19 protein-coding genes are annotated in these 24175 nt (G+C 39.9%); 8 read left to right on the top strand and 11 right to left on the bottom strand.

Annotation, left to right across the window (positions count from 1 at the left end):
• Positions 1-216: 216 nt before the first annotated feature.
• Both H5072_RS00525 and H5072_RS00530 read left to right on the top strand, forming a co-directional pair.
• Entirely contained in the window at positions 217-2877 is a 2661-nt protein-coding gene (locus H5072_RS00525; protein ID WP_182692357.1) for a glycoside hydrolase family 16 protein, read from the top strand.
• Positions 2878-2942: 65 nt separating this feature from the next.
• Complete coding sequence (locus tag H5072_RS00530) at positions 2943-5876, top strand: TonB-dependent receptor (protein WP_182692358.1); 2934 nt, start codon at positions 2943-2945, stop codon at positions 5874-5876.
• A 244-nt stretch (positions 5877-6120) separates the two neighbouring features.
• On the opposite strand, the gene H5072_RS00535 is transcribed toward H5072_RS00530, so the two are convergent.
• Positions 6121-6879, bottom strand: coding sequence for an SDR family NAD(P)-dependent oxidoreductase (locus tag H5072_RS00535; protein ID WP_182692359.1), 759 nt, complete (start codon positions 6877-6879; stop codon positions 6121-6123).
• A 130-nt stretch (positions 6880-7009) separates the two neighbouring features.
• On the opposite strand from H5072_RS00535, the gene H5072_RS00540 reads away from it, so the two are divergent.
• Entirely contained in the window at positions 7010-7912 is a 903-nt protein-coding gene (locus tag H5072_RS00540) for a LysR family transcriptional regulator (RefSeq protein WP_182692360.1), read from the top strand.
• Between the two features lie 34 nt (positions 7913-7946).
• Here H5072_RS00540 and H5072_RS00545 read toward each other — a convergent pair whose 3' ends face one another.
• From H5072_RS00545 to H5072_RS00555, 3 genes are all read right to left on the bottom strand, one after another.
• A complete protein-coding gene (locus H5072_RS00545) occupies positions 7947-9428 on the bottom strand; it encodes a S41 family peptidase (protein WP_182692361.1) in 1482 nt (493 codons plus the stop codon).
• 55 nt (positions 9429-9483) lie between these two features.
• On the bottom strand, positions 9484-10356 hold the full coding sequence (locus H5072_RS00550; protein WP_182692362.1) for a trypsin-like serine protease: 873 nt from the start codon (positions 10354-10356) through the stop codon (positions 9484-9486).
• Between the two features lie 158 nt (positions 10357-10514).
• Positions 10515-10994, bottom strand: coding sequence for a hypothetical protein (locus H5072_RS00555; RefSeq protein WP_182692363.1), 480 nt, complete (start codon positions 10992-10994; stop codon positions 10515-10517).
• A gap of 415 nt (positions 10995-11409) precedes the next feature.
• Between H5072_RS00555 and H5072_RS00560 the strand changes: the two genes are divergently transcribed.
• Positions 11410-12441 carry a LacI family DNA-binding transcriptional regulator gene (locus H5072_RS00560; RefSeq protein WP_024591929.1) on the top strand — a complete coding sequence of 344 codons (1032 nt, stop codon included), beginning with the start codon at positions 11410-11412 and terminating at the stop codon, positions 12439-12441.
• A 95-nt stretch (positions 12442-12536) separates the two neighbouring features.
• Here the strand turns inward: H5072_RS00560 and gtfA are convergent, their stop codons facing one another.
• A complete protein-coding gene (gene gtfA / locus H5072_RS00565) occupies positions 12537-14009 on the bottom strand; it encodes a sucrose phosphorylase (RefSeq protein WP_002960098.1) in 1473 nt (490 codons plus the stop codon).
• Positions 14010-14185: 176 nt separating this feature from the next.
• On the opposite strand from gtfA, the gene H5072_RS00570 reads away from it, so the two are divergent.
• The 3 genes from H5072_RS00570 to H5072_RS00580 all read left to right on the top strand — a co-directional run bounded on the left by H5072_RS00570 (position 14186) and on the right by H5072_RS00580 (position 19041).
• Positions 14186-15412, top strand: a complete 1227-nt coding sequence (locus tag H5072_RS00570) for a sugar MFS transporter (RefSeq protein WP_039488390.1) — start codon at positions 14186-14188, stop codon at positions 15410-15412.
• Between the two features lie 171 nt (positions 15413-15583).
• Complete coding sequence (locus H5072_RS00575; RefSeq protein WP_182692364.1) at positions 15584-17980, top strand: TonB-dependent siderophore receptor; 2397 nt, start codon at positions 15584-15586, stop codon at positions 17978-17980.
• Between the two features lie 113 nt (positions 17981-18093).
• Complete coding sequence (locus H5072_RS00580; RefSeq protein ID WP_039488389.1) at positions 18094-19041, top strand: carbohydrate kinase; 948 nt, start codon at positions 18094-18096, stop codon at positions 19039-19041.
• 45 nt (positions 19042-19086) lie between these two features.
• Here the strand turns inward: H5072_RS00580 and H5072_RS00585 are convergent, their stop codons facing one another.
• From H5072_RS00585 to H5072_RS00595, 3 genes are all read right to left on the bottom strand, one after another.
• On the bottom strand, positions 19087-19476 hold the full coding sequence (locus H5072_RS00585) for a nuclear transport factor 2 family protein (protein ID WP_149603532.1): 390 nt from the start codon (positions 19474-19476) through the stop codon (positions 19087-19089).
• A gap of 82 nt (positions 19477-19558) precedes the next feature.
• Positions 19559-20209, bottom strand: coding sequence for a DsbA family protein (locus tag H5072_RS00590; RefSeq protein ID WP_182692365.1), 651 nt, complete (start codon positions 20207-20209; stop codon positions 19559-19561).
• A gap of 40 nt (positions 20210-20249) precedes the next feature.
• The gene (locus H5072_RS00595) at positions 20250-21128 is read right to left on the bottom strand and encodes an MBL fold metallo-hydrolase (protein WP_182692366.1); all 879 of its coding nucleotides are present in this window, start codon (positions 21126-21128) and stop codon (positions 20250-20252) included.
• A 119-nt stretch (positions 21129-21247) separates the two neighbouring features.
• Here H5072_RS00595 and H5072_RS00600 point away from each other — a divergent pair, with 119 nt between their 5' ends.
• Complete coding sequence (locus tag H5072_RS00600; protein WP_138490298.1) at positions 21248-22135, top strand: LysR family transcriptional regulator; 888 nt, start codon at positions 21248-21250, stop codon at positions 22133-22135.
• Between the two features lie 95 nt (positions 22136-22230).
• On the opposite strand, the gene H5072_RS00605 is transcribed toward H5072_RS00600, so the two are convergent.
• The 3 genes from H5072_RS00605 to H5072_RS00615 form a co-directional block, all read right to left on the bottom strand.
• On the bottom strand, positions 22231-22611 hold the full coding sequence (locus H5072_RS00605) for an STAS/SEC14 domain-containing protein (RefSeq protein WP_182692367.1): 381 nt from the start codon (positions 22609-22611) through the stop codon (positions 22231-22233).
• Between the two features lie 144 nt (positions 22612-22755).
• Positions 22756-23448: a cupin domain-containing protein gene (locus H5072_RS00610; protein ID WP_182692368.1), complete on the bottom strand. Its 693-nt coding sequence runs from the start codon at positions 23446-23448 to the stop codon at positions 22756-22758.
• Positions 23449-23497: 49 nt separating this feature from the next.
• The gene (locus H5072_RS00615) at positions 23498-24118 is read right to left on the bottom strand and encodes a glutathione S-transferase family protein (RefSeq protein WP_182692369.1); all 621 of its coding nucleotides are present in this window, start codon (positions 24116-24118) and stop codon (positions 23498-23500) included.
• Between the last annotated feature and the right edge of the window lie 57 nt (positions 24119-24175).

Raw genomic sequence — 24175 nt, forward strand, 5'->3', positions numbered from 1 at the left:
AATTGCAATTTATATACAATCTAAAATTGGTAAACTGGTCTTACCGTAAACTAATTGTAAATAAAATAAACAAATATGTTGACCATTTGCGTACTCCACAATATCATTTGTAAGCGCTTACAAAACACAATCTAAAATGTAAGCGCTTACAGCATGAAAAACAAAGCTCAAAAAACAATTAATCTGACAATAATCTGTTGAAACCGGGGTTCAGTTATGAACATTGAAACAACGCACATTACACGTTTACTTGCCGCTATCTCTTTAGTTACGTTAGCTGGCTGTGGTGGTGACTCTGCCACTAAATCAAATTTTGAAAATGTAGATGCCTCTGAGCCAGTATCAGATTGGCAAATGGTTTGGAGCGACGAGTTTGAAGGCTCAGCCATTGATACAAACAAATGGAACTATGAATTAAACTGCGATGGCGGTGGTAACAACGAGAAACAGTGTTACACCGACAGTGAGCAAAATGCATTTATTGCAGACGGTGTGTTAAACATTGTTGCCCTACCCGCTGAAGAAGGTGCAGAAAAACCTTACACTTCAGCGCGCTTAAATACGCGTTACAACGCCGACTTTACATATGGTCGCTTTGAAGTGCGCGCCAAACTTCCATCAGGACAAGGTAGCTGGCCAGCATTTTGGATGCTGCCAACTGATGAAGTTTACGGCACTTGGCCTCGTTCTGGCGAAATAGATGTTTTAGAATCAGTAAACCTTAAAACACCAGATGAAGATGGCGGTATAGAGTCTAGTATCCATGGCACACTTCATTACGGACGTGCGTGGCCAGATAACAGCTACACAGGGCAAGAATACAAATTCCCTGAAGATACTAATCCAGCAGATGATTTCCACACGTATGCTGTTGAATGGCAAGAAGGTGAAATTCGCTGGTACGTAGACGGTTACCTTTATGCAACTCAGCGTCAATCAGAAGTGCGTACTAATGCAAGTGGTGAGGCTGTAGGCCTAAAACATCGTGGTTGGTTTGCAGAATACTTTGAACAAGGTTCTGGCGAACTTACAACGCACTGGGATAGCGCACCATTTGATAAAGACTTTCACTTATTGCTAAACCTAGCAGTAGGCGGCGACTGGCCTGAAAACGTTAATGATTTAGGTGTAGACGCTAGCGCATTTGAAAATGGCCAAACCTTTGCTATTGATTACGTACGTGTTTATCAATGTGCATCAAACCCTGAAACAGGTAAAGGCTGTGAAACTATTCGCCCAGGTTACAATAGCTTAGACGATGCGTTGCTTGAAGGCGATGCACCAATCCCTAGTCCACCTTCGACAGGCATTGCAACACCACTAACTATTTTTGGTGAATCATTTAATCCAAATTGGCCTGCATGGGATTGTTGTGGTGGTTCTACTCCCGCTATTGTTGCAGATGAAACCCAAGGTGATGTAGTTGAATTTGTAGTAGGTGCAGAACCCACTGTAATGGGCTTTATTAGCCGTGAGATTTTTATTACTGACGAAGCAGGAAAAGCCAGCCCGTTTGATGCATCTCCAATGCTGGATGAAGGTTACGTTCGCTTTAAAATGAAAGTAACAAATGCACCAGGCACAGCTGATGCAGCTTGGCTTGTAAAACTTGAAAGTAATGAAGGTTCTAGCGCAGTAGAAATGCCGATTACAGATAGTCTTGAAGGCGTAAGCCCTGTTGTTGGCCAATGGCAAACTTATACATTTTTACTAAAAGATTTAGATGCTGCAGATTTAGATATTAGCGCAATTGATGTGATCATGGTGTTTCCTGCATGGGGCGCAGGTGAAGGCGCTGTTTATTTAATTGACGATGTTGAGATTACTCAAGATAACTTAGGCGTATCACCTGAGCTTACTATTTTTGAAAATGAGCAAAATCTAGCATGGCCAATGTGGGATTGTTGTGGTGGCTCAACCCCAGTTGAAGCCATGGATGATGAAGAACATGGTCTAACCGCAGAATTTAGCATTGGTGCAGAGCCTACTGTAATGGGCTTTAATAGCCGCACATCGTCAGGTGGCGCAGGCGAATCGTTTGATGCTAGTAGCATTTTAGATGAAGGTGTTATTCAATTTGATTTAAAAGTAACCTCAGCGCCTAGCGATCCAGCTACACCGTGGTTGTTTAAAGTTGAGTCAAATGAAGGTGACTCTGCAGTAGAGCTTGAATTAACGGCAAGTGTTGAAGGCGAAGCACCAGTTACTGGCGAGTGGCAAACATATACATTTAAACTCTCTGATCTTGCAGCTGCTGGCTTAGATGTAAGTACTATAGATGTATTAATGATTTTCCCAGCATGGGGTGCAGGTGAAGGCTCTGTTTACCGTGTAGATAACGTTAAAATTTATAATCCAAATGCAGCGCCAGCTGCAACGGGTGAGCTTACTGTATTTAAAGATGCAGCGGCCGAGCAATGGAGTATTTGGGATTGTTGTGGTGGCTCTACACCAACAACAGAAACCGATGATGACGCGCATGGCGCAGTAGCGCAATTTAGCATTGGTTCTACTGCTACAGTAATGGGCTTTATAGCTGATGAAGACGTATCGTTTGATGCCTCTGCAATACTTGAAAATGGTGTAGTTCAATTTGATATGAAAGTTGTATCAGCCCCTTCAAATATTGATGCTCAGTGGCTATTTAAAATTGAATCAATTGGTACATCAAGCGCAGTAGAGCTTGCTTTATCAAGCAGTGTTGAAGGCCAAGCACCTGTAACGGGCGAATGGCAAACATACACCTTCCCTCTTCAGCAATTGTTTGATGCAGGCTTAGACATTAGCGCATTAAACGTAATTATGGTTTTTCCTAGCTGGGACATGGGCGATGGCGCGCTTTACCGTATAGATAACGTGATTATTGCAAATCCATAAAACACACACCAATGGGCGCTTAGCGCCTATTGCTACACAACAACATTTTATAAAGCAGAGCTATTATGAACACATTCAATTTTAAAAAAAGCCAACTTGCGGCTTCTGTGTCTCTCATCATTGCTGCGAGCACATTAAACACAGCTATCGCTGCAGAAGCAGACATATCAGCAAAGCCTGATGTAGAAATTATTGAAGTAAAAGGTATTCGTGGTTCACTTATTCGTTCTATGGATATGAAACGCGACTCTTCGGGTATTGTAGATGCTATCTCGTCTGAAGAAATGGGTAAATTCCCAGATACAAACTTAGCAGAATCATTACAGCGTATTACCGGTGTATCGGTAAGCCGCGCTAACGGTGAAGGTAGCCAAATTACAGTACGTGGTTTTGGTCCAGAGTTTAACTTGATTACCTTAAATGGCCGCCAAATGCCGGGCACAGGTTATACACGCTCGTATAACCTTGAAAACGTTGCCTCTGAAGGCGTAAGTGCGCTTGAAGTGTTTAAAACAGCTCGTGCAGACGTGCCAAGCGGTGGCTTAGGTGCAACGGTTAATATTTCTACTGCGCGACCTTTTCAAAAGCCAGGTCAAAATTTTTCAGCAACCGTTAAAGCAAACCACGACTCGTCGAACGAAGCTGGCGATGACGTAACACCAGAGTTTTCTACTGTTTACAGCAATACCTTTGTAGATGACACTTTTGGTTTCGGTTTTTCATTTTCGCACCAAGAGCGTGACTTTCAAAAACAAAGTGCCAATATTCAAGGCTGGCAGGCAAACGTAGACTTACCTGAATTAGATAGCAGCAACGTAGTTGATAACCGCACAGATTCTGCAGGTAACTACTACTTCCCTAAAGACATGAACTACTCTATTGAAGATGTAGAGCGTGAACGTACAAATGGGCAAGTTACTTTTCAATACGCACCGGTCGATGGCTTTGTAGCAACACTTGATTACACAGCAAGTAAAGCTGTTACCGGCTCTCAAAGCATTGGTTGGGGTATTTGGAACGACTTTGGTAGCAATATAAATGGCTACGAACTAGATGAAAATGGCACTGCAGTATATGCAGACATTAGCGGTAATGACGCGTCATTCACAGCTAATAAAGGCACTACAGAAGTAAAAGCCCGCTCTCTTGGTTTAAACCTAGATTGGGAAATTAGCGACACGTGGCACGTAGAGCTTGATTACCACGACTCTAAAAACGAAACCGATAACGGCGCCGACAACGGGCTGGGAAGTGCAGGCCAAGTAATTTTAGGGTCTGATCAGCTAGCTAATAAAATTTATGATTACCGCACGGGCGAAGTACCTAGTGCACAAGTTAATTGGTTAAATGGCACAAGTGAATTAACGCCTGGCGAAATTGATTCAAACTTTAGTCAGTTTACTCACTCGCCGGGTGAATCAAACATTGAACAATTACAGCTACACACAACATGGTATAACGAAAGCTATGACATTGGTTTAGTTAAAGTTAAATTTGGCGCATCACGTACAGAACAAAACACAGGTGGTTACACCGCTTGGAGTGGTTTAGTAGGTGGCCCAGGTTTTAACCCATCATATACAGAAATATTCCCAGACGGCATGTTTACCCGTCACGATACATCGGGCCTTTTAGATCAATTTGAAGGGGGCGGCAGTGACTTACAACCTGGTTACTACTATACCTACGATTTTGACGAAGCTGTTGCGCGCCAAATTGCTTACTTAACAGCTGATGTGACAGGCGGCGATGCATACGCCGCAAATGCATATATGGATGGTATTGACAGCGAAAGCTACGTAGAAGAAATCACTAATAGCTTTTATGTTCAATCAAGCTGGGAGTTTGACGTAAGTAACTACTACGTAAAAGTAAATGCAGGCCTACGCTATGAGCAAACAGACGTAACCAGTACTGTACGTCAACGCGTTGAAGATCAAGTTAACTGGATCAGCGCTTCAGAGTGGATCATGCAATACGCTGCGGGCGGCGATGATAACTTCTTAGAACAACAAGGTGATTACGATGTTTTACTACCTTCAATCGACGTAAGTGTTGATTTAACTGAAGACGTAGTAGCTCGCGTATCTTGGGGTAAAACAATGTCGCGTGCACCACTAGGTAATTTAGCCGGTGGCCGTAGTTTAACAGGCAGCCCAAAACCAGGTTCTCGCACAGGTAGCCAAGGTAATACAAACTTATTGCCGTTTGAATCAACAAACCTTGATTTATCACTTGAGTATTACTACGCAGAAGGTAGCTACGCGTCTGTTGGATACTTTAAAAAAGATGTTGATAACTTTATTCAAACCACCATTACGCAAACCACTATTGATGGCTTGCACGATATTTTAAACGGCCCTCGTTACTTACAAGCCGTAAGCGATATTGAATCACGTGGTGAGCAAGCAACAACCGACGCTATTTTTGCACAAATGATTGCCAGCGGTTACGGCAATGCAAATGGCGTTATTGAACCAAACAGCGACGATCCGCTAATTACATGGAATATTAGCCAACCACAAAACACCGACAGTAAATCGGTAGATGGTTTTGAAGTAGCTGTTCAGCACTTAATTGGTGAAACCGGTTTTGGTGTTGGTGTTAACGCAACGTTTGTAGATGGCGACGTTGAATTTGATAGCGAAAGCCTTGATCAACAAGCACCGCTTACAGGCTTAAGTGACTCAGCTAACTTCCAAGGCTTTTACGAAAAAGACGGCCTATCAGTTAAAATTACTTATGCATGGCGCGACTCATACCTAATTGGTGTTGGCCAAGCGCAAGGTTCAGCTGATGCGCCTCCGCAATATGCTAAAGCGTATGGCCAATGGGATATGAGCGTTAACTACGATGTAAACGAAAACGTAACGGTATTTTTTGATGGCATAAACTTAAATAATGCAACCGAAGAAGGTTACGGACGTTACGAAGAGCAGTTCTTATTTGCTAATCAATACGGTCCTCGTTACTCAATTGGTGCTCGTTACACGTTCTAACTAAATTTCCTTTAGTAAAAAATGCAAAAAACCGCTCACTGAGCGGTTTTTTATTGTCTAAAGTCATAATTTTTTAATAAATGGTACCAATCTGTTTATATATGGGGTCTATTTAACGTTAAGAAAATTACGCTATAACTAGGCAAAAATTTTTGTACCTAGTTGTTCTAAAGAAAAATTTAGACGACGCTATAGTGAAATTTAATTCACTAAATTGCTCAAAGATTCATGTCGGTTGGTATGATTACATATACATACCGCCCGATACCTCAAGTCGCTGGCCTGTCATCCAACGGTTTTCGTCCGCTAATAAGTTGGCAATCATAGGCCCTATATCGTCTGTTACACCGACTCTGCCCATTGCCGTTTGTGATGTAATAAACGCATTTACTTCATCGTTATCACGAACGGCGCCATTACCAAAGTCGGTTTCAATTGCACCAGGGGCTACAACATTTACCGTAATATTTTTAGGTGCAAGTTCTTGAGCTAAATACCTTGTCATTACTTCTATTGCACCTTTGGTCATTGCATAAGTAATATGACCGGGTAATGAAAAACGCGTTAAACCACTTGATAAATTAATAATACGACCACCGTTTTTTATAAATGGCAACAATGTTTGGGTAACAAAAAATACTCCCCTTAAGTTAATATTTATTAACGTATCAAAAGTTGATTCACTTGTGTCTGCAAAACTGCTAGTAAGCCCCACCCCTGCATTATTAATTAAGTAATCAAACTCACTTTGTTGCCAATGAGTCTGCAGGACATTTTGTAGTTGTTGTGCAAAATCCTCAAAGCCGAGCATATCACTTACATCTAATTGCAATGCAACCGCTTTAGAGCCTAGCTCCTGTACTTGCTTTACAACCTCTTTTGCTTCTTTTTCATGACGACGGTAAGTAAAGATGCAATCGATATTTTGCTTTGCAAGGCAAAGCACCGTGCTTTTACCAAGCCCACGATTACCACCGGTGATCACTGCAATTCGTTTGTTCATTGTTATATCCTGTTGAAAATAAAAGCGGGGAGTTAAATAACTTCCAAGCCAGTATATTTTTTCAAGCAACAAAGATAAACAGGCTGAAAAGAGTTACACTGTTCAAAATAAACGAACAATAAACAGTGTTATGAAAGACCTAAACGCAATACGTATTTTTATTAAAGTAGCGCAACTCAGTAGTTTTTCTAAAGCAGCAACAAGCTTAAATCTTCCTAAGTCAAGTGTATCGCAAGCAGTAACCATGCTTGAAAGTACATTAAATACGCGTTTATTACACCGTACTACACGCACTGTAAATATGACTTCAGACGGTGAGCTATTTTATCAACGTGCACTAGGAATTATCAGCGACGCTGACGATTTAAAAAATTTATTTGTAAGTGAGGATAAAGGTTTAACAGGCCGAATACGTGTAGATATGCCACAAGCTGTTAGTCGAGATACCATCATTCCAAACTTAAGTTCGTTTTTAAAAATGCACCCAAATCTTGAAATAGAACTTGGCAGCTCCGATAGACGAGTAGATGTCATTAAAGAAGGATTTGATTGCGTAGTAAGAGTGGGCGAACTTACCGACTCATCGTTAATTGCACGACGTTTGGGTAGCTTTAAAGTTTTAAATTGCGTAAGCCGTTATTATGTAAAAAATCATGGCTTACCTAAAACTCTAAACGATTTAAAAAATCATTACATTGTTCGCTACAGTCAAACACTTGGTATCCCTGATCCGGGTTTCGAATATTTAGATAGCAATAATCAATTGCAATCAATAACGATGAAAAGCCAGCTTACTGTTAACTCCTCAGAGGCATATTTAAGCGCCGCACTAAATGGCTTTGGGCTTATTCAAACCCCTATTCATGGTATTAGTAAACATTTGGAATCTGCCGAACTTGTCCAAGTTTTGCCTCAATACGCTATGCCCGACCTACCAATCAATATTTTATACCCGAATAGGCGTCACTTACCTAAACGAGTAAGTGCATTTATGCTTTGGCTTGAAGAACAATTGAGTGTATTTACAAAGTAATAACCTAGTTACTCGCTTGAGTTACTAATACAAGTTACAGATTTTTAATCTGCTCAAGCAACACATTAGTTGTCCAATCAATGCCGTTATACGCAACATCCGGCTTGTAAAAATCTCCTGCTCCACGAGCTCTATTTACATATACTTTATTTGGCACTACAACTTTACCGAAGCCTGAAGGTAAATCAGCTAAACGTACCTCCATATACATCGAGTCTGCGCTACTTGGTGCACCAAATAACGTTGTATTGTCAAAAAGCTTAAACTTATCAAGCGCATCTAAACAAGCACTGGCGCACTGCGGCGGCACTATAACAAACACTTTGGTTTTAAAGTCACTCGCTAAAGGCTTTTGCGGCATGTTAATTAGCGTATTAGTTTCTTGTTCTACATAAAATGGGGCATCATTTTTAAGTGATAAAGCCATACCAGCAGCTACGGTTTTAAGCGTTTTCAGTACTTCGGGTTGATCTTTTACAACACCAAATAAAGACTCTACATAGTCAGTATTATCTTTTGATGCTCTCCACCACACTTGCGTGTTTTGAGATTTATCATTTGCTTTTTGTTCTACTACCTTTTCACCCCATAATTCTTTGGCTATTTGTGAGCTCCAATAAGATGAGCCACCTTGGTTATGGCGTAAATCTAATACCACGGCTTTTGCAGTAAGTAACTTGCTACGCTGCTGTTGTATTTTTTCAAACACTTTATTGTATGCAGCAGTTTGTTTATCTGTTGATGAAAAGCTAGGCATAGCAATCCAAGCAATGTTTTTATCAGGCCACGTTAAATCAATGGGGAGTTCATCACCGTTATAAGCATTTTCTAAATGCCTGCTTGCTGACTTAGGCCTTACTGACCAATTGAGTACTTGTGTATAGGTATTGCCATTGGCTTTAACAAATTCGCATTCTTTTAGAGGGGTTAAAAATGGATTGCCCTCGTCAATTAGTAACCGCCAACCTTGCTGCCACCAATGCCCAGGTTGTGCAACTTCACCATGAAACTTAAATATTCTCTCACGCATTAAGGTATCAGTGCTTTGCCCATCACATTGGCTTACAACGTCGCCTTTGCTAATATTTTTGGTTTCGCTGTAATACACTTTTAGCGCGTCACCTCGCCATACAGCTCTAAAGCCCGGCCAGCGGCGCGCGGGTCTATCTACACTTGAAAACGCACCAGCGTGACCATCTTGTAAAATAGTGCTAAAGCGCGCAATTGCCGCTACATGAGTCTGCGGCCCACTCGCTTGAGCCGACAATGTAAGTGCCTCCGCTTTTGCTTGATTTAATAAATCAGGGAAAGTTGGGTTATTACTATCAAACATACCTGGATGATTTTGTGCAGTAATACTATAAGCCGCGTTAATATCGCGCTCTGTTATGCTGCGCCACTGCTCAGGTGTAGTAGGTAGAGTGGGTTCTTGTGCAGCATTTATAATTGGTGATAGTAGTAAAGCGCAGAGCAATACATGATTGGTTATAATATGGAACGAAGTAAAATTAGCCATTTATATTTTTCCTTTTAATCTTCTTGCCGGTGCAATGTTATTGCAACTCTGTACCTTAATGGCCATTTTCTATTATTACTTTATCGATCCATTCATTAAAGGATGACACTCTGACAAAAACTGCGACTGAATCATATTTTCCGGGAATGAATTGATTTAACGCAGAGTCTATTTCCACCCAGCTGGCTAAACCTACTAAGATTGGCTTATCTTCGGTAAATATAACTGCAGGACCTCCACTATCCCCAGAGCCAATAGTCCCCTCCAAAGGTAGAGCAGTTTCGTCTGCGTCAAATTTAAATCTAATCCAGCGTTCATCAACTTTAGTGATAACATTGTTGTAATAATTAAGCTGCCTAAATTCTTGAGTCGGTGCCAAGTCTGTAAATTTTTGTCGAAACCAGTTGTAAACTTTTTCTAAAAAACCGGCGTTTTTTGTCTCTCTTAATTCTCCAGTTAAACCATTACCTACCGCTCCCTTACCGTATACAGTAACTTCGAGGCCTAATTCAGTTTCTCCAGAAAAACGTCTAATTGGATTAATATGATCTACTGAATCGGTAAGTTTAATTAATGCTATATCGCTATGGCTATTTAAAAAATCCATCAATGGTTGAGGATCACTATCCCCCCAGTCAGTTTGGTCTTGGACATATTCTGGGTGAAAAATTATTTTATCGATTTTATTTTCGATACCACCTACTTCTATAGGTTTTCCAAGATAATCATAATAAAATGTGTAAATTACATGTGCGGGAGCTAACAACCAATTTTTATCTATTAAAACAGCTGTCCCTTCAAAGGGCATATCTACATAGTATTCTGGAGCATTTTTTAGTTCGTACAGCTCAGGCTTAATATCATGGCGCTTAACAACTGCCTGCGAATTAAAAGCAATCATCAACACAAAAATAATAAATTTTTTCATTTAAACATCCTTATCATAAGTGACAGAAAAAACGTCACCCCCTTGAGCTTAACATTCGTACCTATCGCCCGCTTAAGCGGACAAAAGTTGTTGGCTATAACTGTTTAGCGGAGCGAAGCAGCCAACTGTTTTTGTTCCGTTTAAAGTGCTTGTTAGCACTATATATATTGCGATGCACTCTCTTTTAAGACTTCTAGCATTACTAATATTTCTGATGGAGAATAAACAGTAGCATTACCCTCAAAACCATAACGCCACGAAACAAAATGGTCACGGTATTTTTCAAAAAATTCTTCTGATGTTATTCCACTTATACGCTTTTCAAATGCACTACTGATTTGTTTGCGGTTAGCATCATTTAAATGGTTAAATAGTTTGCCAAGGTCATGCCCTCTGTTGCTACCTTCACTAGTTACATTCTCATATTTGGTAACACCCTCGCAGTACTCTGATGGTTGATTAAAAACAGTTTGCCCATCAAAACATTTTAGATAAAGTTCAATTGCAAAGGTGGCATTTACAATAAATGGAGATCCTCTATATTGCATTTCATTAGCTTGATTTAAAACCTGAGCAGCAATATGAAAACTTTCTGCTTTGTAATAGATATTGGGTTCCGCTTTTCTTAAAACCTTCATTTATGCAACCCACTCAACTTATAGTGCTATCAATTTTATCTACGACATTGTCGTTTATTAAACCGACAAATATCCTAATATTGCGATACATTTATCTTAGCCATCAAATAAATATGTGTAAACAAATAGTTAAGTGCGAATTGATATGTTAATTGTAAAAATACACCAAAATGGAGAAGAGCAATAATATTCCAGATAAGCAAAATTTCCTCTTGAACAAAGCGAATAAACTATAAAAACTTGCTCATATAATCATCTTTGCACACTTTTCAAAAAGCGCCTGTGCTCTAAGGAGGTATTAAACGGGTTGTAAAAAGTACGATAAAAACACCTAAGGTAAATACTCTTAATTTTTACTTTGCTAACGCCCTGAATATGTTAGTTTATTAACATGTGTATTGAGTAAAGAATTGGTATGAGTAAGCAAACCCGCTGGACCCTAAAAAGTATTGCTAAAGAGTTAGGTGTGTCTAACGCGACAGTATCTAATGCGTTTAATCGCCCTGATCAGCTATCGGCTAAACGCCGAGACGATATTCTTGCAGCGTGTAAAACTTTGGGCTATTACGGGCCTAATAAGGCCGCGCAATCATTGCGTAACGGCACATTTAATATTGTCGCTTTAGTGCTGCCCGATAGTGTGGAATACATGGTGTCGGACCCTGTAGCTAGCAGCTTTATGCGCGGTGTTACCTCGGTGCTTGAAAAAAATGGCATTAATGTTTTATTGTTTTCAGGTAATAGCGATAACCTTAACAACGTGGTCGACTTTGTAGATGGCTTTATTTGTTATGGCCGCCCTCGTAATAACGCGTTAGTTGAGCAGTTAAAAACAGTGTCTAAACATGTAGTGACAATTGATTTTGATATTGCTCGCAATGCCTCTGTAAATATTAATAACGAGCAAGCAAGTTACGAAATTGCTAAACACGTACTGCATAATCAAAACGATAAAGTGGCTATATTAGGGCTTAGGTTACTTGATGAAAACGTATTATGCCGCGTGTATGAGCATCACGAATTTGAAACCGGACAATCTATTTCGCATCAACGTTTACGTGGTTATCAACGCGCTTTAAGCGAGGCAAATATTACGGTGGCTGACGATCGTATTTGGAACATTCCTGAAAGTAGCGAGCGTTTTGCTAATATTGCTGCTAAAGAGGTTTTAAGTGCCTCCCCTCGCCCTAACGTTATTATTTGTATGAGTGATTTAATTGCCCTTGCCACAATGCGAGAAGCAATAAAACAAGGCATAAAAATAGGTGAAGAACTGCGTATTGTGGGCTTTGATGGTATTGATGAAGCAGCCCGGTTTGTGCCTCGCCTCACCACCATTCATCAAAACAGCCAAGAAAAAGGCGTTATAGCCGCCGAATTATTTATTTCTAAAGAAGAAAAAACTCAGGAAGTCAGTTACGAATTAGAGATTGGTGCGAGTAGTTAGCTTACAAACCTTGTAATAGTTTTATGTGTTAAAAAGCCAAGCTACTTAAGCTTGGCTTTTGCTTTACATGGCGTTTGTAAATTACTTTTATAACATTAAGCTAAAAATGAATTTAAGTTAATCGTTGTTTCTTCATCACCATTTACCTGCGTAATAAGTGCATGGCGTAATTTAAAATCAACAGTAAGTGAAATAGTTTGCTCATCTAGTTGCCACGATAAACAACACATACTGCCTTCACCTTGGGCGCTAAATTCACCTGCAAATGCAGGGTGTGAATTGCGAATTTTAATTAATTCAATTAAACCTTTTACTACAGGCTTATTTAAGGCTTTGTCGATTATATTTGCATCTAAATATGGGCGGTTAATATCACGGCCTACATTTGTATTTGTCAGTAATTCCATGTCGTTTTCGCAAGCAAATAGGCCGCCGTAATAAACTTGTGGTACACCTGGAGCAAAAAATTGAATTGCACGCGACAGTAAGTAATCAAAGTCTTTAGCGCCTAATGCGTTGTAGTACGTACAGTTAACTTGATATAAGTCGACATTACTCGCCGCAGCGCCCGTAGCTTGGCGGCTTTGGTTGTTGCTGTTGGCGTGCATTGTTTCTACTAGGTTATCAATCTGCTGTGCATTTAATAGCCCTGGTTTGTCGCCCATTGGACCTGCGTCAATAATGCCAATACCGTCATGTGTATCAAGTACAGTTAAGCAATTACGTGGCGAAATTTGTAACCATTTGAGCAGTGCATCTACATCGTTGTTAAATAAGCTGTGTAAAATAAGCGGTGGTAACGCAAAGTCGTAAACCATATTTACGCGTTTTGCCACTTCTACCTGAGTTTGATAATGGCTATGAATTTCTGCAATGGTTTCCATGCCTAAATCGTTTGCTTGCTTAGATAAGTTATCTAGGTAGCCAAACGTTTCATCAAGCATAAAGCAGTTAGTGCCAGCTTGCTTAATAGCGTAACCCGCCGCATCTAAACGAATAATATTTACATTGTTAGCCGAAAATTTAGTGAGTACGTTATTTAAATACGCAACACCGGCTTCTACTTTTACGTTTATATCAATTTGGTTATCGGTAAAAGTGGTCCAGAAGTCATACGTTTTACCATCACCACATTTCATTGGGGTAAAGCAACTACCAGGACGTGGGCGGTAAATTGCTTTTTGCTCAGCTTCGCTCATACCATTTGGAAATACATCATCTTTGGTTAAAAACAAATCCCAAAATTCTGATTGCTTACCTTTAGCTAATACATCTTGAAACTGAAAAGACTGCGCCGATACATGGTTAACAATTAGGTCAGCCATTAAGTCGAGATCTTTACCTAATACTTGTATGTCTTCCCAAGTGCCTATTCTAGAATCAACTTCACTATGGTCAATAGGGTCAAAGCCAGCATCGCTGCCATCAATAGGATTGTAAAATGGCAATAAGTGCACACCACCAAATACGCCTTTTAAAGGGCCGTTTAAAAGTGTGGTTAGCGCGCCTATATTTTGGCCAGTGATTCGATCAGCATATGTGATCAATTGAACTTTATTCTTCATCATTGTGTGATTACCATGTTGAAACTTAATCGATTAAGATATATCTTTAACTAGCGAGTAAGAATTTACAAGTAATTTTTAATAATTTTACATACAAATTTCGTGTCTCACGTAATACTACAGTAAGCAACTGACTGACTTACGAAGTATTAATAGAGAATTTAACGAGGAATAAACACATGACAAAATCACACACTCACGTAAGCAGCGACCCACTGCAACAAATACGCTGGCTTACATACATGATGTTTTTTATGTTTGCCATGACCTCTGACGCAGTCGGCATGATAATCCCCGAACTTATAAAAGATTTCGGTTTGAGCATGACTCAAGCTAGTGCATTTCATTACGCTCCTATGGCACTCATTGCCTTTAGTGGATTATTTTTAGGCTTTTTAGCTGACAGCCTTGGCCGTAAAAAAACCATTATGCTAGGTCTATTAATATTTTCCGCGAGTTGTTTTTTATTTGCATTTAGCACCAGTTTTACTTTCTTTTTAGTATTGCTTTGCTGCATAGGCCTGGCCATTGGTTTATTTAAAACCGGCGCACTGGCATTGCTTGGCGATATTTCACATAGTAACGACGACCATACTAAAACTATGAACAAGGTTGAGGGCTTTTTTGGCATTGGCGCTATTGTAGGCCCTGCCCTAGTTGGTGTTTTATTAGTGCAAAACGTTAGTTGGACATACCTGTATATTACTGCGGGCGTAATGTGTTTAATCCTTGCTTTATTAGCATGGCGCGCAGACTACCCTGACGTAGTTAAAACAACTGAAAAGCCAGCCTCTTTGGCCACGACCATGAAAATGGTAAAAAACCCTTATGCACTTGGCTTTTCTTTAGCTATTGCACTTTATGTAGCGACTGAAGTGGCTATTTATGTATGGATGCCAACGCTATTAAAGGACTACACAGGCTCTTGGCCACTCCTTGCCACTTATGCACTTACTATATTTTTTATACTACGTGCTGCAGGTCGTTTTATTGCTGTATGGTTACTAAATCGTTATAGCTGGCAAGGTGTTATGGCTTATTTAAGCTTAGGTATTGCGCTTTGTTATGTGGGTACACTTATTGGTGGCGTTGACTGGGCTGTAGGGTTACTACCTCTTTCAGGTTTATTTATGTCTATGGTTTATCCAACTTTAAACTCTAAAGGTATATCGTGTTTTCCTGCTGAGCGCCATGGAGCCGTAGCCGGCGTTATATTATTTTTTACCGCATTATCGGCTGCTTTAGCTCCTTTATTTATGGGTATGATCAGCGATTACTTTGGCCATGTGCGCTATGGCTTTTACTTAGCAACAGGGTTTGCCGTGATTTTATTTGTAGCTATGTTGTTCAATTATTTACGCGACCCATCAATGAGTGCTTTACAAGAAAATAACCCAACAGCTTAATAAATTTGTATCTCAATACAATAAAAAATACTTTTAAAATCAACATATGAATAATAAAAGAGCAAATTAAACACAAAATAATTTGCTTATTGTAAAATATTTGTTATTTTTACTTAATCGATTAAGTGAAAATAACAAATCCTACTGGGTTCAACACAACGAGGCGTTCACATGACAACACACAATACACCTTTATATTTAATCAGCGCTTTAGCACTTGCCGTAAGTCAAGGCGTTAACGCACAAGAAACAGACCAAGCAACACCTGAAGCATCACAAAACAAAGGTCTTGAAACAATTGTTGTAACCGGCGTACCACGTCGAACAACAATCATGGCTTCAAGCGTTTCAGTTAGTAGCGTATCACTTGAACAAGTTCAGGTGTCTACTCCTCGCTCAACAGCCGAGGCTTTTAGAATCATTCCTGGTATCCGTGCAGAATCGACAGGTGGCGAAGGTAATGCAAATATTGCTGTTCGTGGCCTGCCAGTTGCTTCAGGCGGTGCAAAATTTTTACAATTACAAGAAGATGGTTTACCTGTACTGCAATACGGTGATATCGCTTTTGGTAATTCAGATATTTTTATGCGATTAGATAACACTGTGCAAACTATCGAATCGATTCGCGGTGGCTCAGCATCTACTGCCGCAAGTAATGCACCTGGTGGCATTATTAACTTTATCTCTAAAAATGGCGAAAACGAATCTGGCAGTGTATCTACAACACTTGGCTTAGATTACGACAGCGTTCGTACAGACTTTGAATACGGCACTTACTTAACCGATAGCGTGCGTTTTCATGTTGGTGGCTTTGTTCGACAAGGCGAAGGCCCGCGCGAAACAGGTTACACGTCTAATAAAGGTGGCCAAATAAAAGCTAATCTTACTAAAGATTTCGACAACGGTTACGTTCGCCTTTATTACAAACACTTAGACGATAAGAGTGTTGGCTACCTTCCTATGCCAATGTACTCAAATGGTGACTCTATTGCTGGCTTTGATGCGCAATCAGACACACCTCACTCAGCGTTATTTACTAAAACAGTACGTTTAAATGGTGAAAACCAAATCAGTAGCGGCGATATTCGCGATGGTATGAATCCAAAGGTTGACTCTGTTGGTTTTGAAGCTGTATTTGATTTAGATAACGATTGGCGTATCGAAAACCGTTTTCGTAAATCATCAATAAGCGGCAACTTTAACTCGCTTATTCCTGCAGAGGTTGGTAGCGCATCATCTATTGCACAGAGCATTGGTGGTGTAGGCGCAACACTCAGTAACGCAAACACGGGCGCTGCATTTAACGACGACCTTGCTATGCGAATTCATACGTTTGACGTAACAATGAACGACTTCGATTCATTAGTTAACGACTTTAAACTAACTAAATCGTTTGATGATGACACCAGCATTACCTTTGGTTATTACGCGTCAACACAAAACATTGCTATGTCGTGGTTATGGAATTCATACCTTATGGAGCTTAAAGGCGACAATGCTGCATTATTAAATGTTACTGCAGCTGACGGTACTGAATTTTCAGAAAATGGTTTATATGCATATGGCACACCTTACTGGGGAAACTGTTGCCAACGTGATTACGACACAGAGTACGACACCCGTGCACCATACGTTGCATTCTCTACTAAATTAGGCGACGTAAGCATTGATGCAAGTGCCCGTTACGACAGTGGCGAAGCTCGCGGTAACTATGCAGGTGCCGTAACATCAACTGTAGATATGAACCGCGACGGAGAAATATCAATCCCTGAGCAAAACGTTGCAGGTATTGATATTGCCAACGCCAGCCCAGTAAACTATGACTGGAACTATTCTTCTTATTCAATTGGTGCTAATTATCAAATTGACCCAAGCCTTGCTACGTTTGCACGTATTAGTAAAGGTGGGCGTGCAAATGCTGACCGTCTTTTATTTGGTAAAGTACGCGCCGACGGCTCTGTTGCAAAAGAAGACGCTGTTGATGAAGTAAACCAGTTTGAGTTTGGTGTTAAAAAGCGCTTTGATTCATTATCAGTGTTTGCTACTGCGTTTTTTGCCGAAACTGAAGAGCAAAATTTTGAAGCAACATCACAAACGTTTTTTGACCGTGAATACGAAGCAAAAGGGATTGAAATAGAATCTACTTACTTTATTGATGCATGGGATTTTCGCGGTAATTTAACTTGGACCGATGCAGAAATAGCAAAAGATGCGCTTAACCCAGATGTGGTAGGTAATACACCACGTCGTCAAGCCGATTTAATTTACTCATTAATGGCACGTTACAACTATGAAAAAGGCGCTGCAGGGGTAAGTTTCATTGGTACTACCGATGCATACGCTCAAGATAATAACGATCTACAATTTGACGGCTACACACAGGTAAATGGCTTTGTAAGCTATGACTTATCTGAAAACCTTAATATTGCGCTTAATGTGAATAACCTCTTCGATACAGTAGGTATTACAGAAGCAGAAGAAGGTTCAGTACCTGAAAATAACATTATTCGTGCCCGTACTATTAACGGCCGCACAACGTCGGTAACTTTAAAATACGCTTTTAACTAAATGTGTGTATTGCGCTGCGGTGAGTAGTCACTGTAGCGCCTTTTAAAGTATGAATAAATAACACCCTTCACGTTTTTTAGCCTAGCCTTGCTAGGCTTTTTAGGATATTCCAAATGACTAAACTCCTGTGCTTAGGCGAGCTATTAATTGATATGCTGCCACAAGATGCTAATAACTCAGCCTATTTACCTATACCAGGTGGCGCGCCTGCCAATGTAGCTGTTGGCTACGCAAAACTCGGCGCAGAGGCTGCATTTTGTGGTGGTAAAGGGGACGATCATTTTGCCAATCAATTAAGTAATGCATTAGCGCAATACAATGTAAATACAGACTATTTATTTACCATTGCAGGCTCACAAACCGCCATGGTTATAGTAAGCCTTGATGAAACCGGCGAGCGTAGTTTTGGCTTTTATCGCCATAACACAGCCGATGTACTATTAACGCAGGCGCATTTAGCGCATATAAATTGGCAAGAAATAAGCACACTACACTTTTGTTCAAACACATTAACCGAATCAGCAATTGCCAACACAACGGTTAAAGCGCTAGAACTTGCAAAAGCGAATAATAAGCTCGTCAGTTTTGATGTGAATTTACGCTACAGCTTGTGGGAAAACACAAACGATATAGCAAGCAATGTAAAAGCCTGTTACACCTATTGTGACATAGTAAAACTCTCGCGTGACGAACTTAATTTTTTAGCTCAGCATAGCGATACAACGAGCGATGATTACATTCAAATGCTATTAAATACCGGAGTAAAACTGGTGTTTTTAACCGATGGACCAGAGCCTGCCACGGTTTACCACAGCGCATTTACACTTAACGAATCGGCACCAAAAATAAACGCCGTAGATACAACAAGCGCAGGTGATGCATTTATAGCGGGGGTTTTATACTACTTAAATAACTTAGGAAGTGATTTACCACTAGCAGATAAACTAAATGATAAAGCGAGCGTAAAAGGCGCCCTGCACTTCGCTCTTAAATGTGGCTCTAAAGCGTGTTTAGCTAAAGGGGCATTTCCGGCATTACCTGTGCTGGCTGATGTACTTTAATAGACCTAATGTATTTTAAGTTCAAATATATGCAGTAACGCGTAGTTACTGCATAGCATCAAACACCATTTTACTATCCACTATTTGTTCAAAGTGCGTTATTTTTTGATTTTTAAGCTGCCAAATATGCGCGACCCTAGCTTGCATTTTTTTACCCGTTTTAATATAAGTACCAGAGTACGTGCCATACACTACAACAGTATCATCTTGGGATAAGTAGTTTTGTGGCGTAAACGTGTAGTTATACCACTCGCTTGCAAGCTTTTGAAAAACATGTTCAGTAATGTCATTCATACCATGGTATGTACCAGCATAAGCAAAACCGTCAGCCTCTTTCCAAGTAATAGTATCACTTGCATGAGCAACTAAATTTTGCCCATTCTCTTGTGATGTTTTGCCTTCATACGTACTTTTAATTATGTCTATGTTGTTCATTTTTGCACACCCTTGCACTATAAAAAGGAAGCTCAATAAAGCTGTAATATAAACAGCTTTATTATTTAGAAATTTCATCACACTATACTAGCGCAACTGATTGCTGTAAGTAGGTAACCCACTGCTCAGTTTTTCCATAATAATGGGCTATATCGGCTTTTTGCCACTTACCTGTGTTAAATTCAAATGCTGCACTAGGAAAGCCTTGCCCATGAATATCGTGCAATAAGCCTCGGCTTTGTGCTATATGTTGATCTGTTGCACCGCCTTCTAGCGCATTAAAGTGGGTTTCAAATAAGGCCTTGTTTAAACCCAGCTCCAATGCAATATCAGTCAGTACATGCAGCTGCATAATGTTTTTACCCTGAGCATAATAAGCATGTTGAATACTATTAAGCATTTCCCCACCTGATATACCAAGCGCTTGCGCTGCCAATATAGCGGTAATAGCCGGAGCCGAGTTGAGTATAATATCGTTGGTTTTTAAAAGCCCATCAGTATAGTTACTACCAAATACCTGACCGGTTTTCTTCGCTATGACACTGTCGTTTTTAAGTGCAAATTCACGCCATGCAGGAGTCACTAATTTTACATTATCACCTGTTAGCATGCCTCCACTGTGTACTTTTACAATTAAACCATCAATATTTTCAGCAGCGGTGATCAAGGGCACGCTGCCGTAAGTCCAACCACATAAAGGGTCAACAATTATATGTAACGTTACGTTTTTCATTAATATTTCCTATCTAAATAATTGCTTAACGCAAGGGCACTTAGTGCCATTGCATCTCACCCATAACCACTTTTGAGCCCAACTCTAAGATGCTTCTTGCACCTAAATCAGGGTAAGCTTGAGTCATGATCTCTACAAATTCAGCTGAGTTTTTTGCATTTTTTGCAGCGCTATCCGCTTTATTTAAGTATCCTTTCATGAATGACACACCAGAAAGGTCTTGTTTACTGCCCTGTAAAAAATGACCTGGAATAACAGTCTGTGGTTTTAAATTCTCGATGTTATCTAATGTTGACTGCCAAGTTTGACGCTCTGCAGCAGTGCTCGAATCGGCCAACCACACATGCATTTGATCAAATACTACAACCCCACCCAGCACTGTTTTTATAGAAGGGATCCAAAGGTAAGTATGCTTTGGATCATGCTGTAAATTTTTAATAATAATTTCTTTCCCATCTATAGTTAGGCTATTAGATAGCATTACTTCTGGCAAAATAAGTTCTTTAGGTGCATTGCTCTTTAAAATAGGCCCCCAATAATTTAACTTTCCTTGCATTGAGCGTTTAATATTCTCTACTGTTGATTTAGTCGCTAATAACTTTGCTTTTGGAAAAGCAGCTTTAATTACATCTAAACCAAAGTAAAAATCAGGGTCGCTGTGACTAATATAAACAGCTGTTAATGTTTTACCGCTCGCTTTTATTTTTTCAACCAATGCTTGTGCATCATTACGCTGAAATTGGGCATCCACTAATAACACTTCGTTATCACCACTTATAATGCTTGATGAAACAGCAAAAATACTTTTGTCTTGTGGGTTATATACATCAACAACTAATTCACTTTGCGCTAATACCGGTTGCATTAATGTGCTTGCTAATAAAGCTGTTGCTGCTAATACGTGTTTAACTTTTTTCATTCTCAGTAGCCTGTTTGTTATTTCGTTAAGATGAGGCTATTGTATGTTGCAATTTAAGAATGAAAAACTAGGCAGAATGCAACTATCTGTTGCATAAATCGAACATATAGGCAAAGTGAATGGATAGAATTATTGCAGCTGATGTATTTATAAAAATTGTAGAGCAGAAAAGTCTAGCCGGTGCTGCCCGTGCTTTAGATATGTCTAGATCTATGGTTACACGGTATTTGAATCAAATGGAAAAGTGGGCAAATACCCAACTACTCCATCGGTCAACAAGAAAAATAACACTCACGTCAGAGGGTGAAAAAGTACTTAATCATAGCCGAGAGCTCATTGCCATCGCCCAAAACATCAGTGCGCCAATAGAAAGTAATAACAGATTAAACGGGCAAATTAGGTTGTCGTGCTCGCCTTTTTTAGCACATGATGTACTACCAGATATGTTGCAACAATTCTTGCACGCTCATCCCGAAGTCAGTATTGATGTACAAATTAGTAATCACGTTACAAATTTGGTAGAAGAGCGAATAGATTTAGCAATTAGAATTACCAATGACTTAGATCCTAATATAATTGCTCGCCCACTTGGGAAATGCCATTCAGTATTATGTGCAAGCCCAGAATATTTAGAAAAAAACTCTAAGCCTATAACTACGGATGATTTGAGTCGCCATAACTGTTTAAACTATTCACGGTTTGAAAAAAGTATGTGGCATTTTTCACACCCTGAAAAACCCGTATCTGTAGCGATTGCTGGTAACTTCAGTGCTAATGATTCGAGCTTACTGTTAAAAGCTGCTCTTAATAATCAAGGAATAACTCTACAACCTAAGTTTGCTGCGCAGAAATATATAAATAATGGAAAGTTAATACATTTACTACCACACCTTAAACCACAAACTTTGAGCATATACGGTATTTACCGCTCTAGGAAACATCAGTCACTTGCACTTCGTTCATTTATTGATAGCTTAGTAACGTATTTTGATAAAATTGATACTTAACAATAAGCGAAAACTATTAAACGTTCGCTATAAGTCCTTTATTTAAGAGTTGAAATAGCGCTTTGTAAGCGCTATTTTTTGAAAGAAGGGATTTATTATTCGTCTAGCCAATCTATGGCTGCGGTAGCATTTTCAAAGTATTGAACCTCACCCGATATGAACCAGTTACCTATTTTGGCCATTCGAGCTTGCCACTCTTTATTACCGTAAATAGCTACTTTTTTAAATTCTTTAGAGTGCTTAACACCTAACTTGAGGTCGTCCCACGCTGCGCGTAAATCCCAACCTTCAAGCTCGCTACCATCTATTAAGGCGTTTACAACTGGGTGCTTAACTTCGCCAAGAGCTGAATTTATCATTGGGGTAATTATTTTGTAGTCGTCGTGAGTAAGCGTACCAACGGCTTTAAGTTTTAAAAAAAACTCTCTTCCTGCACGTTCAAGACCAATCGATAAACCATGTGTTGTGTGTACCATTACTGCTCTCCTTAAATAGGCTGAGTGGTAAAAGTACACCTTCTAAAATTAATTAGTCCTGAACTAAATCAATAAATAGTCCTGAACTAAATCAATAAATAGTTCTGAGCTAGATCATTAAATAGTCTCAAATAAACGACTCAATTACGCATTTTGTACGCGAGATATCTGGTTTTCTACATCAGTTAAATGGCCCGTTTTAAGCCATACTTTTGCACCATTACTTCCCGCTTTAACGTTAACAGAGCTATTAATAGGCACTCTTAACCAACTGTTTTTTACAAGGGTATCGGCTTGCTCATCAAATGAGCCTTCAAGTACTAGCAGCTCAGCTCCGCCTTTTGCGCTTATAACCATGCAGGCGTTGGGCTTAAAGTCCAACAAGCTTACGTCTTCAAAATCGTCTTTGTATAAAGGGGTTACGGCTACATTTTTAAAACTAGGGTGCGCCGTACTTTGCATCAAGTCCGTTTGTAAACGCACGTGGGTTCGATCATCTGGCTGAAACTGCCATAACTTTACAAATATAACGCAGCCATTTTCAGACCCCGGTTTGTGCTTTGATTGCGGTGGGTTACGGATATAAGAACCTGCCGCAAAGTCACCATGTTCATCTTGAAATACCCCTTCAAGCACAACAAACTCTTCACCGCCTGTATGAACATGCGGCGAAAATTCACTGCCAGGTGCATAACGAACAATAGTCGTTGCGCGAGCAACTTCGTCGCCCACACGGTCCAGTGCTCGTCTATCAACACCCGCCACTGGCGATGCAACCCACGGTAGCGTTTCGCTATGTACCACAACTCGTTTACTAAAATCGGCAGCAATTTTCATATTTGGCTCCTAAGCGTAACTCCACTTAAATTTTAAACTAACAACCTAATTAAGCCGCAACACTTGGGCGTTTTGCTACTTTTTCTTGCCATGCAACTAAATGGGTTAACTCATTCGGGATTGCTATTTGTGCAAATCCAGCAAATACCAGACCAGCATACAATGTAATATCAGCAATACTAAACTGCTCGCCGCCAACAAACGCCGATTGCGCTAGTACATCATTAAAATAGCTAAACCCTTGGCGTGCTTTTTCGCCTTGTTTTTCACCCCAAGCCACATTTTGATACGTTTCAAGCTCTGGACCTAAGCCATCAGTTGCATGATGAAAGTAAGTTGCCACAGCGTCAAGCACCATAGATTCTGCGCGTTTTTGCATCATGTTAATTACTGCACGCTCTTTTGCGGTTTCACCCATTAAAGATGGGCCTTCAAATGCGGTATCAATATACTCAGTAATAGCGGTACTTTCTGATATAAACGTGCCGTCATCTAGCTCTAATACGGGTACACCTGCTAATGGATTTTTAGCTAAAAAAGCTTTTGTTCTGTGTTCACCATTTAATAAATCAACAGGTACAAATTCAACATTTGCAGTGGCATTTTTTTCAGCTAAAGCGATACGAACACGAAGTGGATTTGGAAAGTTTTCTACATCATAAATTTTCATAGCAATCTCTATCTTTATTGTTTAAAAGTGAGCCAATGGCGGAGCCTACCTATCGAT

Source organism: Pseudoalteromonas sp. SR45-5, from assembly GCF_014163565.1.
Classification (GTDB): domain Bacteria; phylum Pseudomonadota; class Gammaproteobacteria; order Enterobacterales; family Alteromonadaceae; genus Pseudoalteromonas; species Pseudoalteromonas distincta.